Origin of the sequence: Poriferisphaera sp. WC338 (assembly GCF_050931845.1) — a bacterium.
GTDB lineage: Bacteria > Planctomycetota > Phycisphaerae > Phycisphaerales > Phycisphaeraceae > Poriferisphaera.
This window is the reverse complement of sequence record NZ_CP194516.1, coordinates 3632712-3653892: the sequence shown is the minus strand read 5'-3', so window position 1 is coordinate 3653892 and position 21181 is coordinate 3632712. Positions and strand designations below refer to the sequence as shown.

Genomic DNA, 21181 nt, shown 5'->3' with positions numbered 1-21181 from the left:
CCAGTAATTGACAGGTTTTCCACGATACTTTGGGCATAGTGCAGGTCCGATAAGTCTTTTTTATTTAACTGTATGAGTTGTATGGTTTTCAGAACACGATAGGTGCTCACGCTTAGAGATAGTCTCAATGTGATTAAATCAATTGATATCAGCGTTTATATGAATTGCTTGTGCTAGTGGCCTGAGGGCGAACTGCGATCAATCGGTAAGCATCTTTACTAAACTTGAAAAAAGCTTGTGCCGATGTCCCAAAAAGTGTTGCTGTGTGGGGGAAGGTGGGGTAATATCCCACGTATCACAAGTATGTGAAAGATAAATGGTTTGGTATTCACAGGCACCTACGAGCACACGATCGATGCAAAAAACCGCCTGGCAATCCCGGCAACAATCCGAAATCAGATCCTTCGATCTGTCGGTGCCGGCGAGGGCAATTCGGTTGCGTTGTACATCACACCGGGCGAAGCCGGTCCGGGTGGCCCGAGTCTGAGCATTTACACCGAAGCATACTTTGATAGACGTGCCGCTGAGTTGGATCAGTCAGAGCAAGACGCCGACGAGATCCTGGACTACGAAGAAATGTTTTACTCCATGGCCAGCCGCGTCGAGATTGACAAACAGGGACGAATCAGATTGCCAGAGAGTGTACTCGCTGAGTCAGGTCTTGGAACGGATGTTGTGCTTTTGGGTGTGAAGGATCACCTCCAAATTCGCGACAGAAAGACTTGGAAAGACTACATCGCCCAGCGGCTTAAGGAGAATCCAGGGCTGCTGCGTAATCCTCGCCGCATGATGCGACGATAGATTCACCCTTTAAAACAAGCATATCTTGCCTCACGGACGAGGCGACCTTAGTGCTGCTTGCCAAGGATCGGCTTGCAGACATACCGATTATCTTGCTACGGATAGCTAGATTCGGAAGCAAAAACATAAGCCCAATGCTCGGACGCATTTGGTTTACGCAAATTGCTCAGCGAAGGTGGAACGGACTCTTCACCGAAGTCAGGGACCACAGCGCGGCAAACAGGTCGCTTCACGGACGAACGACATCGTTGGCCAGTCAGTCGCATCAGTGATCGGACGCCCAAGCGTTTAGATAGCTAATTCTGGCACGTTGCCCGGCCTCGGCCCTTCGCTGACTTTTTTAATTTCATCACAAGTGGCCTTTCTTTGTCCCATTTGTGTCACATATATTCATCCATAAAGTCGCGCCAGCGTCTTTGCGGGGTCGTTTGGGGGGTTAGCCGATAAAAAATTGAAGACTTTCTCCCAATATTGGCGAAAGAAACTTCTATACGACTGTTCAAAATAGGTAAGCAGTGGTTTAAAATGGTATGAGGTTAAGGCTGATAAAATCGCCGCTCAGAACCATCGCAACCCCGGCAACGTATAATGGGTAGGCCAGGACGATGCTGGCAAACAGTCAAACAGCTCAGTGAGATGATTCACGGGCACGACAACATTGATCTTTCTCCTCCGCCATGCCATACGGACTCCCTACCGGTGGCATGGTTTTTTTATATCTTGAGCGTGAAGGCATGATGAGTGTTCTGTGATTTGCGTGTTTATTTGTTTAGCTCGCTTTGATCAATCTTCAACCAGATTCATGAACTGGCCCGATACGATGAATAGCGCCGTGCCATGCGGCGATGTTGCTATGACTCGATTTGCGATCTCCTCTCCTCCCAAGCCATCCGATCGCAGGCATACTATAGTTATTCAGGATGGCGATCCCATGAAGAAAAAAAAGAAGAAGCAGGTCGTGAACGGTTTTACACGTTATGTGTTGAAGCCCGATCACTACGATGATTTCCTTGAGCAGTTTTTGCGTGTGGCCAATCTCTCGCGGCAAGAGCCGGGTTGTAAACACTTTGAGCTGTATAAATCTATCGATACACCTGATGCATTTATCATTTATCACATGTGGGCGACCGAAAAGGATTGGGATACGCATTTAGAAACAGATCACCTGATCGCGTTTTTACGTTTTCTCGAAGATGTGGCGGTTGAGATTGAAATTATGGAAGCGACCGCAGCAGATTTAGATGACGCTTCTTGATAGCAGCGGCTTATCTGAAACAAAAATATCCTCTTCCGCGTATACTTTCTGATGACTTGAGAGAATACACAAGGAGATATTTTGATGTCAGAATCAACACTGTTAACCATTATTGCCAAAGTGGTCGCCAAGCCCGGACAGGCCGATGTGATTAAACCTGAGCTACTTAAGTTGCTTGAGCCGTCTCGTAAAGATCCGGGCTGCTTACTATATGATTGCCATCAGTCAAATGAGGATCCATGCGTGTTTTTGTTTTATGAGACATGGGCAAGCAAACCTGAGTGGGAAGCACACATGGAGACGCCGCATTTAAAAGCATACCGTGCGTTTACCGAGGCAAATGATGTGGTGGCAGATTTTGAGTTACTGCAGATGCAGAAGGTCGAACAATAGGATTGATCTGAATGATTCGTTTGTTTATTGCCATTCCAATTGAATTGCCAGAGCCGGCATGCGATGCCTATGAGGAATTGGCAGCATTGGGTTCATTCGTAAAGCTGACTTCATTAGAGAATCTGCATTTGACATTGAGGTTTATTGGAGAGGTGCCACGTACGACGATTGAACCGATTGCCGAAGTGCTGGACGAGTTGCAGGAAGAATATGGGTTCGAAGCACGAACGATCAAGCTAACCTCAGTAGCACGTTTTCCAAGTACGAAACGGCATCCACCCCGTGTGGTGTTTGTAAAGATTGATGAAGATTCAGAACGCTTTGTGACAGAGGTGAGTGAGAAGATTAATGCTGCTTTAGAGGAGATGTCACCATCGATTCCGCGGTTAGATCGGAATGTGGTGCCGCATGTCACGTTATGTCGTGTGAAGGATCAGGAGAAGGCGGCATTGAAAATTGAGAAGATTATTGAAAAAACCAATCAGCGGATTGAATCTGAACCAGAGCAAGCGTTAGGCGCTGTGCGAGCGGATCGCATTGAGTTGATCGCGTCAACGCTTACCGGTGACGGTGCTTTTTATAACACGCAACATGAAGTTGAACTCACACATTTTCCGAAGCCTCCGCAGACGTGATAACGTGCGGCAGTATATGTTTGTGGTTATGTACGTCCGGAGTTAGTGAATGTGCTCGTTCCAGATCTGAATGACTGGGGTTTCATGTTCGTAGCCGAGGACATTGAGACTTGCGGTACCTAAAACAAAATGTTTCCCATCAGTGGGCGGCAAGTTGAGCCAGCGCGAACAAAGCACGCGAAGCACATGTCCGTGTGCGAAGAGGATCGCATCGCCGCGGCAATGGCGCACTTTTTCAATGACTTGATCAACACGATGGCCAACCTGATCGGTGGTTTCGCCATCTGGACAAGCGTGTGTGAAAACAGTCCAGCCGGGGATGGTTTTTCTAATCTCCGCAGTGGTTACACCGTCGTACTCGCCATAGTCCCATTCGATGAGATTGGGTTCGGTGATCGCTTCTTCAAAGCCGGCGAGTTTGGCGGTTTCTCTGGCACGAGAAAGCGGGGAGCATAGCACCATTTCAAAATTCAAATGTGCTAGAACAGGATGCAATTTCGCGGCATTTTTACGGCCAGCATCGGTAAGGGGGATATCACTCTTGCCTGTATGTTTACCGGACAGGGACCATTCAGTCTGACCATGCCGTACGAGATAAACACGTTGGCTGTAATTATTCGCCATACCCCTCCCATCGGCGGGTGTGCTGTATGGCTTTGGGGATGCCGTGTTATTACGCATGACGGTCAGGGCTTGCGAGTGTGGTGTGATGGGGGGCATTGGAAGCGCCGATGAGTGAGGCATACAGTGTTGTGAGCCATGAGCGCGGTTGCAGATTATGTCTAATCATGCATTAGATTGATTGTAAATGAAAGGCGATCAACATGGCGGATGCACACGCGAGGATTGTTTCATTGCTTGGCGATCAGGCGGCAGAACTGCTTGGTTATCAGGCGAAGGGGATCAATAAAGATGAATTGCATCTGCCGGGACCAGCTTTTGTGGATCGTGTTGTAGCGCATACAGATCGTTCGCCGCAGGTCATGCGGAATTATCAGGCAATCTTGAATCATGGTCGTCTTGCTGGAACAGGATATGTATCGATTTTACCGGTCGATCAAGGAATTGAACACTCGGCGGGTGCCTCATTTGCATCGAACCCGATCTATTTTGATCCGGAGAATATCGTGAAGCTCGCGATCGAAGGCGGCTGCAATGCCGTTGCGACCACCCTAGGTGTGTTGGGCAGTGTGTCCCGCCTATATGCTCATAAGATCCCTTTCCTTGTGAAGCTGAATCACAATGAACTGCTGACATATCCGAATCATTTTGATCAGATCATGTTTGCATCAGTTGGGCAAGCATATGATCTTGGTGCGACGGCTGTAGGTGCGACGATCTACTTTGGCTCTGAGGGTTCGGATCGACAGATCATGGAGGTGAGTGAAGCATTTCGTCGGGCACATGAGTTAGGCATGGTGACGGTGCTTTGGTGTTACTTGCGGAATGATGGATTTAAAAAAGACAATATAGACTACCATGCAGCCGCGGACTTGACTGGGCAGGCGAATCACTTGGGTGTGACGATTGAAGCTGACATTATCAAGCAGAAGTTACCGACGAATAACGGTGGGTATAAAGCAATCGGTTTTGGTAAAACCGATGAACGTATCTACACCGAGTTAACGCCAGCAGATCATCCTATTGAACTGACACGTTATCAGGTTGCGAATTGTTATATGGGGCGTTCACCATTGATTAATTCAGGCGGTGCATCGAAGGGGGATAGCGATTTAGCGGAAGCGGTGCATACCGCGGTGATCAATAAGCGGGCAGGGGGAATGGGATTGATTTCGGGGCGGAAAGCGTTTCAACGGCCGATGAAAGATGGGGTAGAACTGCTCAATACGATTCAGGACGTGTATTTGGATACGGAGATAACCGTCGCCTAAGCGATGAATAGGCACAAGTGAAGCGGCTTGCATTAACTGTGTGTGCAGGGCGAAAAAAGAACCCATTGCGTTTGACAATGAGTTCGCTTGATGGGCAACATCTTGGATGAGCGAAATAGGGGGCTGGGGCTTGGCGGTGAATTACGTGGGTTTAGTCATTGAGGATGCCTGTGCGGGCGGGGTCGAGGTAGCTGGTGGAAGTTTCAGGTTCGGGTATGTCTTGGCCGTTGATGAGTGTTCCCATTTGTGAGCAGGTGAGGTTTTCAGTTTTGATGAACTCGGTGTGGCCGTCGAGGTAGGCTTGGTTACGGCCTTCTTCGTGGAATCGGTTGGCGTAAAGATTGCCGGTGCCATAACGCATCCATCCGCTCCAGAGAGCATCTTTCTCTGGGTCGCCGCTGCTTGCTGCGAGGAAGTTGCGGATAGGCGAGCTGGTGGTCATGGATGATCCGTCGAAGAAAGCGGCGATTTGTGATGGATTTTTGAATTCACGTGTGTTGAAGTGTGAGACGATGCCGTTCATGGCGAAGCCGAAGCGGGTTTCGGTGGAGAATGAGCTGTATTCGTCGATGGCGTCTGGGCACTGGAAAAACTCGATGTTTTCGTTCATATATTTGTACAAGTAAGCTGCCCAACTGCCTGCGGGTACGTTTTCGCTGTTGAAAGAAATCATAATCAGGTTGCCTGATGCATCTTTATCGCCGTAGGTCGCCGCGCTGGGAACATTTGAATCACGGCCATGTTGATACGGGTATGCGCCGATGTCAGCGCGATATGCCGCGGCGGCAAGCATGATCTGCCTGACGTTGCTGGCACATTGAATTCTTCTGGCAGCGGAGCGCGCAGCTGTTAATGCAGGGAGTAGGATAGCGACAAGTAATGCAATGATTGAAATGACAACAAGCAGTTCGATCAGTGTGAATGCTTTTCTTGTTTTCATGTTGTGTTTCCTGACGTATTGGGTTTTGATTGTGAACAGGCGAATGTTTTAAATGTGGTGTTGTTCGATGTGGCTCACATTAGCGCAGAATAGCTGCCTGGATGTCTAGGGATACTGAATTTGGACTCCTAAGGGCTAGGATACAATTGGTATATCAGATTTCCTATCAGTTTACATGTGCGCCTGATTGGTGTCAATTGTATTGTGCTATTTATGCGTTGTATTGTGCTAAGTGGTTTTGTGTAGCTGGTATAGCAGCGTCTCAGAATGGGTTGCATACACGTTTGGTGTTTGTGATGAAGGTGTGCAGCGATTGTGGTGCGTGAGGGGGGAGTGTTAGGTGAGATTGGGTTGGAGCAGGGCGAGGTATTCGATATTGCCGCCTTTGGCACCTTTGATGGGGGAGATTATGCAATCTAGGACGGTGACGCCGAGAGTGGGAAGGACTTCATCCAGTACATACTGATTGACTTGTTCAGCTTCTTGATCTGAGAGTGGGGCGCGGTTCTTACCTTTGTTTTTCAGGTGCTTTTTGCTGCGGGCTTGAGGGGACGGTTCAGGTTGTTCTGTGCGATCAAAATGTGGTTTTTCATAGTGCGGCTTGATCAGGGTGATGATGCGAGCGTCTGGATGATCTTTGAGGTGGGCGAGTGCGGCGGGGATTGCTTTGTTTTGTTTGGTCCAGCCGAGATCGATACTGATGAGATCAACTTTTTCGGGGAGCTCGGCGTGTAATGCGTTTTGTCTTTCGAGGGTGATGACACGGGGATCTTGGCGGAGTTTCCAAGCGAGTGTGCCGTAGGCGGTGTCAACAGCGTAGACTTTGGATGCGCCGTGTTGAAGCCAGACATCAACAAAGCCGCCGACGGAGCAACCGAGGTCGCAACAGGTTTTGTTTTGGATGCCGATGGTTTTGCTGAGATTAAATGCTTCGATAGCAGCGTGGAGTTTGAGTCCGCCGCGAGAGACGTAGGGGTTGTCGGTTTCAGAGGGGGAGGGCATATTGGCATGATAGCACGTGCAGAGTTGCTCATAAAAAACCCGTGAATAATCACGGGTTTGGATTCGTTGTTTGTTGGTTCAGCTTGTAGCGGATTAGGCGTTAAAGCTGGAGCCGCAGCCACAGGTGTTGGTGGCGTTGGGGTTGTTGAAGACGAAGCCGCGTCCCATGATTTCATCTTTGAAGTCGATACTCGTACCATTGAGGTAAAGGTATGACTTGGGATCGCAGACGATCTTCACACCGTTTTCTTCAAAAATTTCGTCAGTGTCACGTTCTTGTTCGGTGAGATCGAGCAGGTATGAGAAGCCTGAGCAACCGCCACCTTTGACGCCGACGCGCAAGCGGACTTTATCCGTGTCGAGTTCTTGCTGCTCGACAATAGTCTTGATTTCGCGTGCGGCTGATTCTGATAGATTAATGGCCATGTTTATACTCCGCTGGTGTTCTTGCGGTCGCTACAACTTGCGGCGGCTCCGCCTTCCCGTGTGGTCCATGACTATATTACGTGGTTGTCATGTTTATCAGTTCGACATTCTGACCGTTTCGGTCTCAATTTTCAAACCTAATCCAGGTGATCGTCCAGAAATATAGGTTGCTTGCGTTTATGCGACGCATTTGTGAGGCTGGGTAAAAAGCAACTATTTAGCTGCTTCTGCTTTGTCAGCCGGGGCCGACTGCTTTTCCTCGAAATCGGCGATGGCATGACGGATGGCATCTTCGGCGAGTACTGAGCAGTGGATCTTGACTGGCGGGAGAGACAGTTCGTTCACGATATCCGTGTTCTTGATCTCTTTGGCCTGGTCGATGGTGCGCCCCTTGAGCCATTCGGTCGCGAGGGAGGATGAGGCGATCGCGGAGCCGCAGCCGAAGGTTTTGAATTTAGCGTCTTCGATCTGGCCGGTATCTGGGTTGACCTGGATCTGAAGTTTCATGACGTCGCCACACTCAGGCGCGCCGACAACACCGGTGCCGACATTGTCTGCGTTTTTATCGAGCGCGCCAACATTGCGTGGGTTTTCGTAGTGATCGATGACTTTGTCTGAGTAAGCCATGATGTATCTCCTGTCTTTATTGCTCACCCAATCACGGGTGGGTTGTTCTGTTTAACCCATGATCAGGCGGTGCTAACCATGGGTGGTTGTCTGTACAAGCGGCGGACTTGCGGAGTGGAGTGTTAGTGTGCGCCCCATTCAACAGTGGCGAGGTCGATGCCTTCCTTGACCATGTCGTAGAGGGGGCTCATGGCGAGGAGGTGATTGACGGCTTCGACAACCTTGTCGATGGTGTAGTCTACTTCTTCTTCGGTTGACCAGCGGCCAAGACCGAAGCGGATGGAGGAGTGTGCGAGTTCGTCGCCAAGCCCAAGTGATTTTAGGACGTAACTGGGCTCGAGTGAGGCGCTGGTGCAAGCGGAGCCTGAGGAAACCGCAATGTCTTTCATGGCCATCATGAGTGATTCGCCTTCGACGTAGGGGAAGGAGATGTTTGCGGTATGTGGGAGACGTTTGGTTTTGTGTCCGTTGAGGACAGCCATTTCGAGTTGGCTGGTAATGCCGTTGATAAGCCGGTCGCGGAGTGTGGAGAGGCGTTTGGATTCTTCTTCCATTTCCTGTCCTGCTAGTTCGCATGCTTTGCCGAGACCGACGATGCCGGTGACATTAAGTGTGCCGGAACGCATGCCACGTTCGTGGCCACCACCATCGATAATGGGTGAAAGGCGGACGCGCGGGTTACGGCGGCGGACATAGAGGAAGCCTGCGCCTTTAGGGCCGTAGAGTTTGTGGGCGGAACCGCAAAGCAGGTCAACGCCAGCCTCTTCGACGTTGACGGGAATTTTGCCGATGGCTTGCGTGGCGTCTGTGAAGAAGAGGATTTTCTTTTCTTTGCAGAGCTTGCCGATGTTCTCGATGTCGTTGACAGTGCCGATTTCATTGTTGGCCCACATGATGGAGACAAGGATGGTGTCTTCACGGACAGCGTCTGCAATCATTTGTGCAGTGATGATGCCGTCTTCACCGGGCTCGAGGAATGTGACGTCGTAGCCTTCACGCTGGAGTCGTTTGCAGGGGTCGAGGACTGCTTTGTGTTCGTGTGCGGCGGAGATGATGTGTTTGCCTTTGGAGGCATACATTTCGGCGGCGCCTTTGATGGCGAGGTTACAAGATTCGGTTGAACCAGAGGTCCAGACGATCTCCTTGGGGTTGGCACCGATGAGGTTTGCGACCTGTTTACGTGCTTTGGTGACAGCGTCTTCGGCGGCCCAGCCGAAGCTGTGTGAACGTGAAGCGGAGTTGCCATAGTTTTCAGTAAAGTACGGCAGCATTTCCTCGAGCACACGCGGGTCCATGCGCGTGGTCGCATTGTTATCCATGTAGATAGGCAGTTCTAAAGCCATTCTCTGATTACTCCCTGTTCGCCCGTGGGCGATCTATTGTCAGTTACCCGTGAACAATCTGTGGCCACGGGATTTTATGCCACTCAATTCATGTCAATCATGCCGACAACAATTATGTTTGCCTGCAACATCTATTCCCCGTGCCCGCCGAAATTATTTGGATAACAAAGCACAGGCGAGGCTGGTTATCCAAGTGTTGAGCTGCTGCGGTTTGCCGCATGTTTACTCAAGACTCGGTTTTGTTTTCAATCGCGATCTTGGCCAGTTTTTCAGTACTGCTGCAACCGCATTGGCAGGGTTCGGTTTGACCGGCAAAATCGCTTTCAGCAATCAGTTCTGCAAGGCTCATATCCTTGAAGACTTGGGTGACGCGCTGATGGAGGGTACGGATTGGCGTTTTGATCGGGCAGTCCATTTCGATGCTGCAATGGTGCCCGTTGTTTTCTTTGTCAGCACAAAGTGCAACGCGGAGTGGGCCTTCGATGGCGATGACGACATCGTGCAGCGAGATCGATTCAGGCTCGCGGGCAAGTTTGTACCCGCCTGTGGCTCCGCGAGTGCTGACGAGAATGTCTGTGGAGGAAAGTTCCTTGAGGACATTCATGAGCAGCGGAAGCGGGAGCTTGTAGGCGTCGGCGATGACGCGGGCACTGGCCGGCTTTTCATTCTGTTGATAGCGGCGGCCCAGGTCTGCGAGCGCGACGAGCGCGTAATCCGTTTTTCTTGTCAAACTCAGCATCGTTAAAAACCCTTCATTTAAGCGTTTAAAACTAATTATCGCTTTTGCGAAACACATCAACGACGCTAAACACGACCCGATTGTGGTTTTGCCCTCGGAGCCGGTCTGCATCATATTAGTACTAATCATGTACCAATTCAACGGTGCCGGGATACATTCTGGAAGTATTCTAAAAAAGAACACCCTGGTGTGGCAAATCTAGCCGGGGCAGCACCGCTGGCGTCGTGATCAGGCATGTTGTGCGAGCTTTGTTCAAGCGGGCAAAGGGGTGCCTGAGTCGCAACACCAGTAAGCAGGCGGCAATACAGGCAAGGAACACGTCAAAGGGCGTGTGAGGGGCCATTGTACCAATTTTTGTTACTGGGTTGCAGTTCGAAGGGCAACATTGGTTGAGTGGTAGAAATTGGCACTAACTACCAATTGTAGTTGTACGCTTGTGTTATACGTAGATGGGGGTAATATATTTCTAAAAAGATAGTATTATTAATTGTTGGATGATAACTAGCCGTTCTGGTCAAGTAGGAGCATTGGATGAAGTGCATGAACTTTTGGATGGTCGGATTGCTATGTTTGGCTTTGGTATCACCTACGGTGGCAGATTCGGAGGCGCGGGCGATGGCCTTGGTGGCGGAGATGACGCTTGAAGAGAAGATTGCGCTGATTGGTGGGGATGTGAAGTTTGGGGCGACGGCTGTACCGCGGTTGGGTGTGCGAAGTTTGGTTTATGCGGATGCGTCTTGCGGTTTGCGCGCCTCACCGGAGGCGACATCGTTTCCCTGTACGCTTGGTTTGGCGGCGACGATGAATATTGAATTGGCGGCGGCGTATGGCGATGCAATCGGGGAAGAGTGCCGGTACTACGGAGTGGACTATCTGCTTGGCCCGGGTGTGAACATTTATCGTGTGCATATGTGCGGGCGAAATTTTGAGTACATGGGTGCGGACCCGTATTTAGCGCGCAAGTTGGTCGTCCCTTACATCAAGGGTGTGCAGCAACATGGCGTGGGGGCGACGATCAAACATTTTGTAGCAAACAACACGGACTGGCATCGTAAGCAGAGCAACTCGGTGGTGAGTGAGCGGGCACTGCGGGAGATTTATTTCCCGGCTTTTAAGGCGGCGGTGCAGGAGGGTGAGGTTGCGTCTGTGATGAATGCATATAACCGAGTGAACGGTGTGTATGCGGGATATCACAGTTGGCTATTGAAGGATGTGCTGCGCGAAGATTGGGGCTTTGATGGTTTTGTGATGAGTGATTGGAAGTCGATTTTTGATTTGGATACGGCATGGGGAAATGGCTTGGATCAGGAATGCCCGTTTGGTGAGTATTTTAATGAGAAGGACATCAAAGCGCGGCTGGCGGACGGGCGGATTGATGAACGCGAGATTGATGGGATGTGTGAGCGGATCTTGAAGACGGCGATCCGGATGGGGATGTTGGATCGTGCGGCACAGGAAGGGTCTTGGCGGGGGCACCATAAGGAAGTAGCGGAGGCAATTGCACGTGAGTCGGTGGTACTGCTGAAGAACAAGGATGGTGTTTTGCCTCTTGATTCGAAGCGATATCCGAAAGTGGCGGTGGTGGGGTGGAATGTGGTTCAAACGACGGCGGGCGGGGGAGGGGCGGCGTTCTTTAAGAACAAGCCGTTCACGAATGTGAGTTTGAGTGGGGCGCTGGCGAAGGGTTCGGATGAAATTCGATGGCTCGGGATGAGTGATGATTGGTTTGCAAACGCACGGGAGACAGAGGATGTGAAGGCGAAGGAGACGGGGAAAAAGCCGCGGCTGATTATGGTGATGGATCACAAGGAAGCAAAACAGGTGGCGGCAGATGCGGACTTGATTATTGTGGGAGTGGGTTCTGATTTTTGGCATGAACGTGAGGCGAAGGATCAGCCGTTTGAGTTGCGGCAAAGGCAGTATGATTTTCTGGATGAAATGATTGGTTTGGGGAAGAAGGTTGTAGTGGTAAATGTGTCGGGTTCGGGGATGGATATGACGCCGTTTGCCAGTCGGGTGGACGGGATCGTGCAGATGTTTTTTCCGGGTGAGCATGGTGGGGAGGCGCTTGCTGATGTACTACTTGGAAAGGTGAATCCATCGGGGCGGTTGCCGTTTACGCTGGGTAAGCGTGCGGAAGATCATCATTGGTATGGGCGGTATTTACCTGAGGGTGAGAAGATTGGGACCAAGGCATATTGGAAGCATGATCCATCGGGGTTTTGGGATTGTGAGTATGGGGAGGGTGTGTTTGTGGATTATCGCTGGTTTGATACGGAAGGGATTGAGCCGCTGTATGGGTTTGGTCATGGGTTGAGCTATACGACGTTTGTGTATGAGGGTTTGACGTTGCGTGCTGAGGGTGATGAGATTGTGGCGAACGTGAGGGTGAAGAATGTTGGAGATCGAGGAGGGAAGGAGGTGGTGCAGTTGTATGTGAGTGATTTGGAGAGCAGTGAAGAGCGGCCGACGAAAGAGTTGAAGGGTTTTGTAAAGGTTGATCTTGCAGTGGGCGAATCGAAGACGGTGACGTTGCGGCTAGAGAAGAAAGATTTAATGTTCTGGAGTGAGAAATTGAAGGATTGGAAGGCGGAGCCGGGTCTGTTTGAGGTATTGGTAGGTGGGTCTTCGCGGGATACACCGATTCAGGGGAGGTTTGTGCTGGGTGATGATGGTGGATTGGCGATTCAGGAGAAACCGTAAGGGGGGTCCTCACGGTAGATATGGCAGAGGGTCATGCTCCGTATGGGGTATTTTGTGCGCCGAAGTGGGATTGGGGATATGCGGTGGAGAACTGCAGAATTTGAATTCTGATGCGGCAAATGAAGGCGATGGGCGGTTATAATCGCCGGGACATGCGTGCAGGCTGAGGCTTGCTTGGATTTCTTCACACAGCTTTTTTAGTGGGTACATCGCAGCATGAATCGCTACAAGACCATTCTCCTATTCGGTGCTCCCGGTTCAGGTAAAGGCACACAGGGTCAGATCGTCGGACGCATCCCCGGTTACTACCATGTATCTTGCGGGGATATCTTTCGAAACTTGGATATCTATTCTGATTTAGGGAAGGTTTTTTACGAGTATTCATCGCGCGGGGAGTTGGTGCCGGACGATGTGACGGTGAAGATGTGGGCATCGAATTTGCAGGCGCGTCACGTGCTGGGTGAGTATAAGCCGCACTTTGATTTGCTGATTCTCGATGGTATTCCGCGTACTGTGGAGCAAGCGCAGTTGATGGAAGAGTACGTCGATGTGCTGAAGGTGGTGCACTTGGTTTGCCGTGATCAGGAAGCGATGATTGAACGTTTGCGTCGCCGGGCGCTTAAGCAGAACCGTTTTGATGATGCGGATGAAAAGGTGATCCGCCAGCGGTGGGCGGTGTATGAAGACGAGACCAAGCCGGTGCTGGATTATTATCCGTCGTCGATCATTACAGAAGTTGATGCGATCGGCTCGCCTGCACTGGTGTTGGAGAAGGTGCTAGAGCAGATTGTGCCAATTCAAGAAGTGAAGTTTGCTGAATTTGATGGTGCTTGATTCTGCCCTTGATTAGATAATTGTCATTTCTATCGGTCACCACGGCGCGGTACGTCACGATGATCCATGAAGATTTTGTCGTGATTTTCGGCTCTGATGTGCTCTAAGCGGTGCATTTATCCGTCCAGTTCATGATGTGCCTGTAAAAAGTCACGTGTCGATTATTGCGATCACAATCCCAGCCAGCATTTACTACAATGTCTCACCTTATGCTATTTACCCTCCCAGAGTACATCTTGCTTTTGGTTTGGCTGATATGGATTGGTCAAGCGATGTTTGGGCTACGAAATGTTTACATGTTTCTCCGCCGTGAGCAAAAGAAAAAGGTCAACGAAGCGCGCGGCGAGACCATGCCAGATTTCACTCCCTCCGCGGTGGTGATCATCCCGGTCAAAGGTGCGGACCCGAATCTTGCGCACCACATGCAAGGTTTGCTTGAGCAGAACTATCCTTCATTCAAATTGATCTTTGCTACCGAAGCGGACGATGATGCTGCGTTTGTGGCGATTCGTGATTATCTTGGCGGCGGGTTTTCTGTTTCTTCTTTGCCTGAGTCAGAAGAAGGTGATGGGACCACCGTGCTGACGTGGCAACCTGCAGATGTGAGCGCAGATAAAAAACGATCGTCTAATTTGCGCTTAGTCCAGTTAATCTCAGCTGGGCTCGCCCAGAACGAAGCGCAGAAAGTTCACAATCAGATTGCAGCGATGCAGCTGATGGATGATGGAGATGAGGCGGTGGTTTATGCGGACGCTGATGCGGTGATGGGCGATGACTGGTTAAGAAAGATCATTCGGCCGTTGTACCGCCCGACGATCGGTGTGGCGACAGCATGGCGGTGGTTGTTGCCAGAGCATGGGCCAAAGTCATCTTTGGCAACGCATGTGGCGTGCATCATCAATTCTTCGATTGTGACGTTGCAGGGGCGTGATCGGCGGAATTGTGCGTGGGGTGGTTCGATGGCAGTGTTACGAACGACGTTGGATGAGATTGATATGCCCAAACCGTGGCGGGGCACATTTAATGATGATGTGAATCTTTCCAATGCAGTGCAGGCAAAAGGTAAGCGGGTTTATTTGGTGCCGAATATGTTGGTGAATTCACCAGTGTCTTTTACTTGGCCGTCGCTATTTGAGTTTGGTCGCAGGCAGTACATGCATGCACGTGTGTATCAACCGGCAACGTGGATTGTGGGGCCGCTTGCGACATCGTTGTATTTGTTTGGATTTTTCTCTGCATTGATTTCACTTGCGTGTTTGACGACGACGTGGCCGATCGCTCTATTTACACTGCTTGCGGTGTTTACACTAGACTTTTTTAGAGGTCGTTTTCGTAGGCAAGTAGCACATACAACGCTTGATGATCAGGCCCAAGAAAAGCTACGTGGTATTTGGAAATACGACATGTTGTTCACGCCGTTCTGGATGCTTGTTCATTGGATCTGTGCGATCTCATCTTTCTTTGGGCATTGTTTTACTTGGGGTGGGATCACCTATCGAATTCATGCGCCGCATGATATTGAGATCATCGATCGCAAGTAATATCCTCGAATCCTGACTAGTGTATAGCGATGGATTGAGTTTGCCTGATTACGGGCTGTGCTTTCTTATAGCACCCACTGCATTGTGGGTAGTTCTTTGTCTAAAAGTGCCCGCAAGTAGGCACAGAGAAGTTTGTTGCCACGTGTGAGACTGTCCATATCCATGCCACTAATTACTTCGTGTATTTCTTGGAATTCTTTGTCAGTTTTTTCTGTTTCACTAGTTTTGTCTTGATAGCTGTGTTCGGTCATTTCATCGAGTAGGCGGAGCATTTGGACGGTTTTTTTGCGGACTTTCCAGTCTTCTCGGCCAGGGGTTGGCGATTCAGTTAGGCCGCCTGCAATGGGATCAAAGATATAAGTTTTGTTGTCAGGTAAAATTTCGCCGCTTTGTGCATCTGTGATCAGGCTCGGGCGGTAGCCAGCATCATCGAGCATGAGCCATTGAAAGATGAGCGTGGCTGCTGCGAGATACACATTATCAATTTTGTTGTGCTTAATTGTACGTGTGAGCGCGTCGAGATAACTGCTTAGTGCGCGGTAGGATTTGGGATGTGGATCATGGTCTGCGACCAATGCGCCAGCGACATCGGCGCCGAACATTGCAAATCGTTGTAGTTGAAGTTTACGGCGGAAAGGGTAGTAATCATTCTCAAGGTTCCATTCAGTGAGAATGGCGAGGCCTTCACTTGCTTTGCTTTTGGCGATGATCTCGCCTTGAGTTAGTAATTCGATGCCTCCGCTAAAGCGTTCAATGGCGCTAGGGCTGGTGCGTTTGGAGCCTTTTGCAAGGCCGCGCAACATACCGTGTTGTTCAGTGAGCAGAACTACAATCTGACTGGTTTCAGACCAGTCCAGATGTCGGATGCAGATTGCACTGTCCTTGATTCTCGCCATGCAGGTATTGTACCGAACGAGCACGGTTCTATCTTTAGTGTGGCGAGTTTGTTACGAAGGCTGATGGAGAGTTGTATCATGCACCGCGTGGGCGAGGAAGGTCTTGATCAATCTCGTGGTGTAAGAGATTCATTTCTCCAAGGAGTCCTTCGATTGCGCTCAGACTGTCTTTGAGGCGGAGCAGGTGATTGGTGATTTGTTCAGCATGTTGGAATTGCGAGCTTACAACCAAAGGATCGGCATGGCTGTCGCTTTTGTGTGTGTCTGTCTGTGGCGCGTCATTTTGTTGGGGATCCACAAGTAGTTCGACGAGACGCAGGCAGAGGGCGAGGGAGCAATCACTTGCACGAAGGATTACCTGTAAATCTACAGCACTTTTGCCAAGGGTGCCTTCGTGTCTACCAAAGGAAACATCGGTTGGAAATTTTAATTGAGTTTGGTCATGAGATGCGACTTCCATCTCGTCGCTTGTGAAATCATCGGTAAAGCCACTGACGAGTTGAATTTTCTCAGGACCTACAAAAGTTGGGTGATCATGTTGTGTGATGTTTTGCTCAGTAGCATCTGTTTGTTTATGTACAGGTAGGGGGTCGCCCATAGTGAGTACATCATAGCCATGACGACGGAGTAAACCTGCCACGCGCCTTGCGGTTTGTTCGCGGCCTTTACTGGTTCTTACTTCGATAGGTTCCCGCACGTGGTCCCCACTTCCCGGTCGCTCGGTAACGCGCCCAACCTGTCCCAATAAAAAGATACTGCCAACCAACAATGACTATCGGCTTAAACGGTGGCTCCTGATAAACAACTTATCGTGAACGTATGGCAATGTTGAAAGCGGGTCTGCATAACTGCATGCTGTTCCGGGGGGCGCATAAAAACATACCCGACTTGCGCCGGGTATGAAGTTAGTATCGTTATCAATCAGACACGTGTTAGTTTTCTAATGGCTTGCCAACCAGCTGATCCACACGATTCACAAGATCGTGGCCTTGGAATGGTTTCTGGATCACTGCGTTTGCGCCAGCATCAATCATGGCGTGCTGGTCTTCATTCGCATTATCGCTGATGAGCAGAACCTTCAGGTGCTTGGTTCGAGAGTTCTTACGCAGGAACTGCACCGCCTCAATGCCACCAAGCCCTGGTGTTTGTAGGTCAAAGATGACAAGAGCTGGTCGGTAGTGATCGATCATCGCACCGGCAAAGAAGCCATAGGTTGCGATCTCGGTTTCATAACCAGACTGATGTAGTGCTGCAGCCATGGTCTGGGCTTGGGCGCGATCGTTCTCGACGATCAGGACTTTGTTGAGACCGCCTGATAATTCGAGTGGGACCGGCATCTGATTCTTACGTAGGAAGGCAATCAGATCTTCGATCTCAATGCGGTTGTCGCCGCGGCCTGGCAGTTGGTATGCCTTCATTTCGCCACGCTCAATCCATCGGATCACGGTCCGGTAGTTCACGCCACAGTACTTGGCAACCTGGCCCGTTGTTAAACTGTTGGTAACTTGATGAGTTGCAGTCATTTTATTCTTCCCCTTACTTATGAAACTAACTAAGCCCCCAAGGCATCGTGGATGACTTACGCCAATCCAACGACAAACAATAAAACCACGTATCAGCAAAATTTAATGTCTGACGCGTCCGGAAAGTCAATGCGCCAAGGTCAACAAATTTGCGTTGTCGGGTTTTTGCCACCGGAAACGGTGTTTTGGAGACACTTTTCAGTGTTCCCTGAGGTAGGAAAGTCGTATGACTTTTCCCTATGATAACACCTTACCCGCCAGACGGAACACTTTTACCCAGCTTGTGTTCATTTGAGCAAGTCCTAAGAAATATGCTTCTGATATGTTGCTGTCGAGCAATACCCACTCGCATTTTTTTCACTGCTTGTGTACAGCTTATCCCCCGCAAACACCCATTTGGTGCTTGTTTCTAAGAGTAATCTGGGGTGGTTTCGAGATTACTGATTATGGGAGGTAACGGTAGTGCTTACTTCGCTTTCGCTGATGGTGCGTTCAACGTCTTGCTGTTTGGCGTGACGGATGCGTCGTTCCAGACGTGTGAAGCCAAGCCAAGCGATCATGCAAAACGATCCACTTAAGAGGAAGATATTTTCACCCATACCCTGCCAGCCGGGAAATTCGAAGTCTAATACATGGATAGGCGAGATGCCATCGAGGAATAAAACTGCAAGGTAGGCGCAGAACGCGCCGCGGATGCCGGTGAGTGTGACGTGAATGCCCATGTAGACACTGACCAGCTTTTTGTCGGCAAAATCATGATGGCCGAGTTGCCATGCAAGGATGCCGCCGCCACGTGCGGCGCCGGAGATGATTCTTGGGAGGATGATCATCCACACGATGCCAGTTAAGCACGCGAACCAATAGCCGAAGACGCCAGCTGCGATGACGAGTATGTGTCGTCTACGGAATTTGGTGATATGTACTTTATCGAGGTACTTTGCCCATAGCGGCATGGACAGCATTGCCAGGATCATTGGGACGGTTGTGGTTAAAAGGATGCTGCCCATGTATTCATATTTCATACCGTCTGTATAACGGATGATGAGGCGGATAATAGCGATTTCCGCGGTCATGTTGCCAATACCAAGTATGAACAGCCATGTCATGTATGAGCGGAAATATTTGTCGCCGTGCAGCACGTCATAGAAGCTACGGAGGTGACCGGTTTTCTCTTTGGGTTGATTGCCGGGTTGGAGGCTGCGATGGAGGTTTGAGGGTTGGGATAGATGTTCACCACGTTCATAAGTGAGGATTTCCTTCTCGCCACGGAGTCTGATACGTGAAAAGGAAATTGGGCCGATGACTGCGACGAGTGCAGCTAAGGGGTAGACGTAACGAAACCACATGGGGTCATTGTCGAGCAAGCGGTAGATGAGGATAGGGCTGATAGCAAGGATGAGCGTTACGACGATCGCGAATTTGGAGGTAATGCTGGCGCGAGAGTGCTTAGGATAATTTTGCCGCCATATGGTGGAGCGGAGGGTAGTGACACCGCTGAGCAAGCAGCGCGCGAGAATGACGAGTGCGACGAGGAGGAGTCCACCGGTTGGTGAAGCGGGCAGAGTTGCGATGGCGCAGAGCGTCAGGCAGAGGCCGATCATGAGGCTGGCAATGAAACCGACTTTCTTTCTGCCGCGTGCCAGCCATGTCCATATAAAGCTGGTCAGGTTGGCGAACATCGGTGCTGCAACGATGGTGGCGAATCCGAGTTTACCAACACCAAAGGTTTTATCCGCCAAAACAGCAATGACACTGCCTTCAACAAGCGACATGGCAATCGGAAAGAACATCACCGTCATCATTTCATGACGATAACTTTGTCTTGCCATAAGCGGCTGAGACATCGTCCGAATTGGCTTTGTCATTCGGCGGATCATTCGGTTCCCTTTAATTGTGGTTTTGCAGCCAAAGAGGAATGCTGTGGGATTACACGCCATCGCCTAGGTGGTGATGTGCGCTACAAAAACGGGCCGCAATTCTCCAACATACACAACCGGTCGGTTGGGCACAACAGAATAGATGGTTCACATCGGCCTATGAATCCATTGAGGTGGTCATCTTGATTTGCCTGGCGACCCCCGATAACGTCTATGACATGACCGATACCACGCCAAGTAATATTCATGGAGGCTTTGAGCACGAGGCGATTGTTGCAGGAGCCGATCAGATTCGAGCGGGTAAGCTCGTCGCGTTTCCGACTGAGACGGTTTACGGTTTGGGGGCAAATGCGTTTGATCCAGCAGCGGTCTCGCAGGTATTTGCGCTGAAACAACGGCCATCGTTCGATCCGCTTATTGTGCATGTAGAGTCGGTTGTTCAGGCGAAGCAGATTGCGGCATCGTTTCCGGCACATGCGGAGAAGCTGGCAGAAGCGTTTTGGCCGGGGCCGCTCACGTTGGTGGTGCATAAATCATCAGATGTACCGGATATTGTGACGGCTGGTTTGCCGACGGTAGGGTTGCGATTGCCAAACCATGCGGTGGCACGCTCGCTGATTGAACATGCGGGGACGCCTATTGCAGCACCTTCAGCGAATAAGTTTGGATCGGTTTCACCGACAAGCGCGCAGCATGTATATGACGAATTTGGAGATGAGCTGGGTTTTATTTTGGATGGTGGCTCGTCGGAAACGGGTGTTGAATCGACGGTAGTGAGTGTGACGACAGGTAAGGCTGTTGTATTGCGTTTGGGCGGAACATCGATTGAGCAGATTCAACGCGTGTTGGGAGAAGATCAGGTTTCGATTGCGGTGAAGAAACCTGAAGCCAAAGGTGAACATCACGAAGACTATTCAAAAGGGCTCGCGTCGCCCGGAATGTTGAGTCGACATTATGCACCGCGGACGCCGATGCAATTGGTGAAATCGCCAGCGTCGCTTGTGACGTCACAGCTTTTTGCCAAAGCAGGGTTGTTGGCGCTGCGCAAGCCAGAGCCGCGTGTTGCTGAGAAGTTTGAGCATGTGATTGTGTTGTCGGAATCGGGAGATTTGATCGAAGCAGCATCGAAGCTGTTCGAATCCATGCGGCAGCTAGATCGTATGCGACTGGACTTGATTGTGGCGCAACCGGTTCCGGAAATTGGACTTGGTAGGGCGATCAATGATCGTCTACGTCGTGCAGCGATGACGCACTGATTGTCGTTTCTTTCTCGCATGTTTGGTGGCTTGCTAATTCGATCTTGTACGATGCTAGACCTATCTGAGAACGCATCCCCACCCCACAAACAAGACAATGTTGGTTTGTTGTGAAGTAGCGACAGTCGCATCATGCAAAATGATTCAATGAGTCTCATTGATAGGTTGAGTTTTCCACCGTTTTGTCACAATGCCATTTAAGGGTATTTGGGACATAACTAATGTAGTTTTAGTAATTTAAGAGGCTAGGTGTAATCCCTGATTAAAATCGGAACTAAAGATAAGAATTTCTGATCATTTGCCCCTTGACAGCTTGACATGTAAAGAGACGATGATATCCTTTGTTCAGAGGTTGAAAATTCAATCTCACTTAAACCCTCTGGCAAGCAATGTTAAGTTCTGCTTCTGTGGTCAACCAGAGGGTTTTACGGCTTACTTTGACATTTAAGTGTGATCTCCTCGTGCTGGGATCAGGGCTTGGTTCTCGCGTTTCTCCCC

The 21181-nt window shown here is 50.1% G+C and carries 20 protein-coding genes; 9 read left to right on the top strand and 11 right to left on the bottom strand.

Annotated features, from left to right (window positions below; translation table 11 throughout):
• Positions 1-321: 321 nt before the first annotated feature.
• The 4 genes from ACQ6WK_RS15130 to thpR all read left to right on the top strand — a co-directional run bounded on the left by ACQ6WK_RS15130 (position 322) and on the right by thpR (position 3084).
• Positions 322-801, top strand: coding sequence for a division/cell wall cluster transcriptional repressor MraZ (locus ACQ6WK_RS15130; RefSeq protein ID WP_432798224.1), 480 nt, complete (start codon positions 322-324; stop codon positions 799-801).
• A 931-nt stretch (positions 802-1732) separates the two neighbouring features.
• A complete protein-coding gene (locus ACQ6WK_RS15125) occupies positions 1733-2056 on the top strand; it encodes a putative quinol monooxygenase (protein ID WP_432798223.1) in 324 nt (107 codons plus the stop codon).
• A gap of 84 nt (positions 2057-2140) precedes the next feature.
• The gene (locus ACQ6WK_RS15120) at positions 2141-2449 is read left to right on the top strand and encodes a putative quinol monooxygenase (RefSeq protein ID WP_432798222.1); all 309 of its coding nucleotides are present in this window, start codon (positions 2141-2143) and stop codon (positions 2447-2449) included.
• 11 nt (positions 2450-2460) lie between these two features.
• The gene (thpR, locus tag ACQ6WK_RS15115) at positions 2461-3084 is read left to right on the top strand and encodes an RNA 2',3'-cyclic phosphodiesterase (RefSeq protein ID WP_432798221.1); all 624 of its coding nucleotides are present in this window, start codon (positions 2461-2463) and stop codon (positions 3082-3084) included.
• 42 nt (positions 3085-3126) lie between these two features.
• Here thpR and ACQ6WK_RS15110 read toward each other — a convergent pair whose 3' ends face one another.
• On the bottom strand, positions 3127-3708 hold the full coding sequence (locus ACQ6WK_RS15110; RefSeq protein WP_432800410.1) for a histidine phosphatase family protein: 582 nt from the start codon (positions 3706-3708) through the stop codon (positions 3127-3129).
• Positions 3709-3908: 200 nt separating this feature from the next.
• Here ACQ6WK_RS15110 and ACQ6WK_RS15105 point away from each other — a divergent pair, with 200 nt between their 5' ends.
• Positions 3909-4976 (top strand): class I fructose-bisphosphate aldolase, encoded by a 1068-nt coding sequence (locus tag ACQ6WK_RS15105; protein ID WP_432798220.1) that lies wholly within the window; start codon positions 3909-3911, stop codon positions 4974-4976.
• A 151-nt stretch (positions 4977-5127) separates the two neighbouring features.
• On the opposite strand, the gene ACQ6WK_RS15100 is transcribed toward ACQ6WK_RS15105, so the two are convergent.
• The 6 genes from ACQ6WK_RS15100 to ACQ6WK_RS15075 form a co-directional block, all read right to left on the bottom strand.
• Positions 5128-5916 carry a type II secretion system protein gene (locus ACQ6WK_RS15100; RefSeq protein ID WP_432798219.1) on the bottom strand — a complete coding sequence of 263 codons (789 nt, stop codon included), beginning with the start codon at positions 5914-5916 and terminating at the stop codon, positions 5128-5130.
• Between the two features lie 336 nt (positions 5917-6252).
• On the bottom strand, positions 6253-6918 hold the full coding sequence (locus tag ACQ6WK_RS15095; protein WP_432798218.1) for an SAM-dependent methyltransferase: 666 nt from the start codon (positions 6916-6918) through the stop codon (positions 6253-6255).
• 93 nt (positions 6919-7011) lie between these two features.
• Complete coding sequence (gene erpA, locus ACQ6WK_RS15090) at positions 7012-7344, bottom strand: iron-sulfur cluster insertion protein ErpA (protein WP_432798217.1); 333 nt, start codon at positions 7342-7344, stop codon at positions 7012-7014.
• 213 nt (positions 7345-7557) lie between these two features.
• Positions 7558-7971, bottom strand: a complete 414-nt coding sequence (gene iscU / locus ACQ6WK_RS15085; protein WP_432798216.1) for a Fe-S cluster assembly scaffold IscU — start codon at positions 7969-7971, stop codon at positions 7558-7560.
• A 122-nt stretch (positions 7972-8093) separates the two neighbouring features.
• Complete coding sequence (locus tag ACQ6WK_RS15080; protein ID WP_432798215.1) at positions 8094-9314, bottom strand: IscS subfamily cysteine desulfurase; 1221 nt, start codon at positions 9312-9314, stop codon at positions 8094-8096.
• Between the two features lie 226 nt (positions 9315-9540).
• A complete protein-coding gene (locus ACQ6WK_RS15075; RefSeq protein WP_432798214.1) occupies positions 9541-10182 on the bottom strand; it encodes an RrF2 family transcriptional regulator in 642 nt (213 codons plus the stop codon).
• A 402-nt stretch (positions 10183-10584) separates the two neighbouring features.
• On the opposite strand from ACQ6WK_RS15075, the gene ACQ6WK_RS15070 reads away from it, so the two are divergent.
• From ACQ6WK_RS15070 to ACQ6WK_RS15060, 3 genes are all read left to right on the top strand, one after another.
• Entirely contained in the window at positions 10585-12756 is a 2172-nt protein-coding gene (locus ACQ6WK_RS15070; RefSeq protein ID WP_432798213.1) for a beta-glucosidase family protein, read from the top strand.
• Between the two features lie 216 nt (positions 12757-12972).
• Positions 12973-13590 carry an adenylate kinase family protein gene (locus ACQ6WK_RS15065; RefSeq protein ID WP_432798212.1) on the top strand — a complete coding sequence of 206 codons (618 nt, stop codon included), beginning with the start codon at positions 12973-12975 and terminating at the stop codon, positions 13588-13590.
• 197 nt (positions 13591-13787) lie between these two features.
• Positions 13788-15131 carry a glycosyltransferase gene (locus tag ACQ6WK_RS15060; RefSeq protein ID WP_432798211.1) on the top strand — a complete coding sequence of 448 codons (1344 nt, stop codon included), beginning with the start codon at positions 13788-13790 and terminating at the stop codon, positions 15129-15131.
• A 65-nt stretch (positions 15132-15196) separates the two neighbouring features.
• On the opposite strand, the gene recO is transcribed toward ACQ6WK_RS15060, so the two are convergent.
• The 4 genes from recO to ACQ6WK_RS15040 form a co-directional block, all read right to left on the bottom strand.
• Complete coding sequence (gene recO / locus ACQ6WK_RS15055) at positions 15197-16027, bottom strand: DNA repair protein RecO (protein WP_432798210.1); 831 nt, start codon at positions 16025-16027, stop codon at positions 15197-15199.
• A gap of 76 nt (positions 16028-16103) precedes the next feature.
• Positions 16104-16793 carry a hypothetical protein gene (locus tag ACQ6WK_RS15050; RefSeq protein WP_432798209.1) on the bottom strand — a complete coding sequence of 230 codons (690 nt, stop codon included), beginning with the start codon at positions 16791-16793 and terminating at the stop codon, positions 16104-16106.
• Positions 16794-16959: 166 nt separating this feature from the next.
• Entirely contained in the window at positions 16960-17550 is a 591-nt protein-coding gene (locus ACQ6WK_RS15045) for a response regulator (RefSeq protein ID WP_432798208.1), read from the bottom strand.
• A 437-nt stretch (positions 17551-17987) separates the two neighbouring features.
• Entirely contained in the window at positions 17988-19415 is a 1428-nt protein-coding gene (locus ACQ6WK_RS15040; RefSeq protein ID WP_432798207.1) for an MFS transporter, read from the bottom strand.
• 194 nt (positions 19416-19609) lie between these two features.
• Between ACQ6WK_RS15040 and ACQ6WK_RS15035 the strand changes: the two genes are divergently transcribed.
• The gene (locus ACQ6WK_RS15035; protein ID WP_432798206.1) at positions 19610-20683 is read left to right on the top strand and encodes an L-threonylcarbamoyladenylate synthase; all 1074 of its coding nucleotides are present in this window, start codon (positions 19610-19612) and stop codon (positions 20681-20683) included.
• Positions 20684-21181 lie beyond the last annotated feature (498 nt).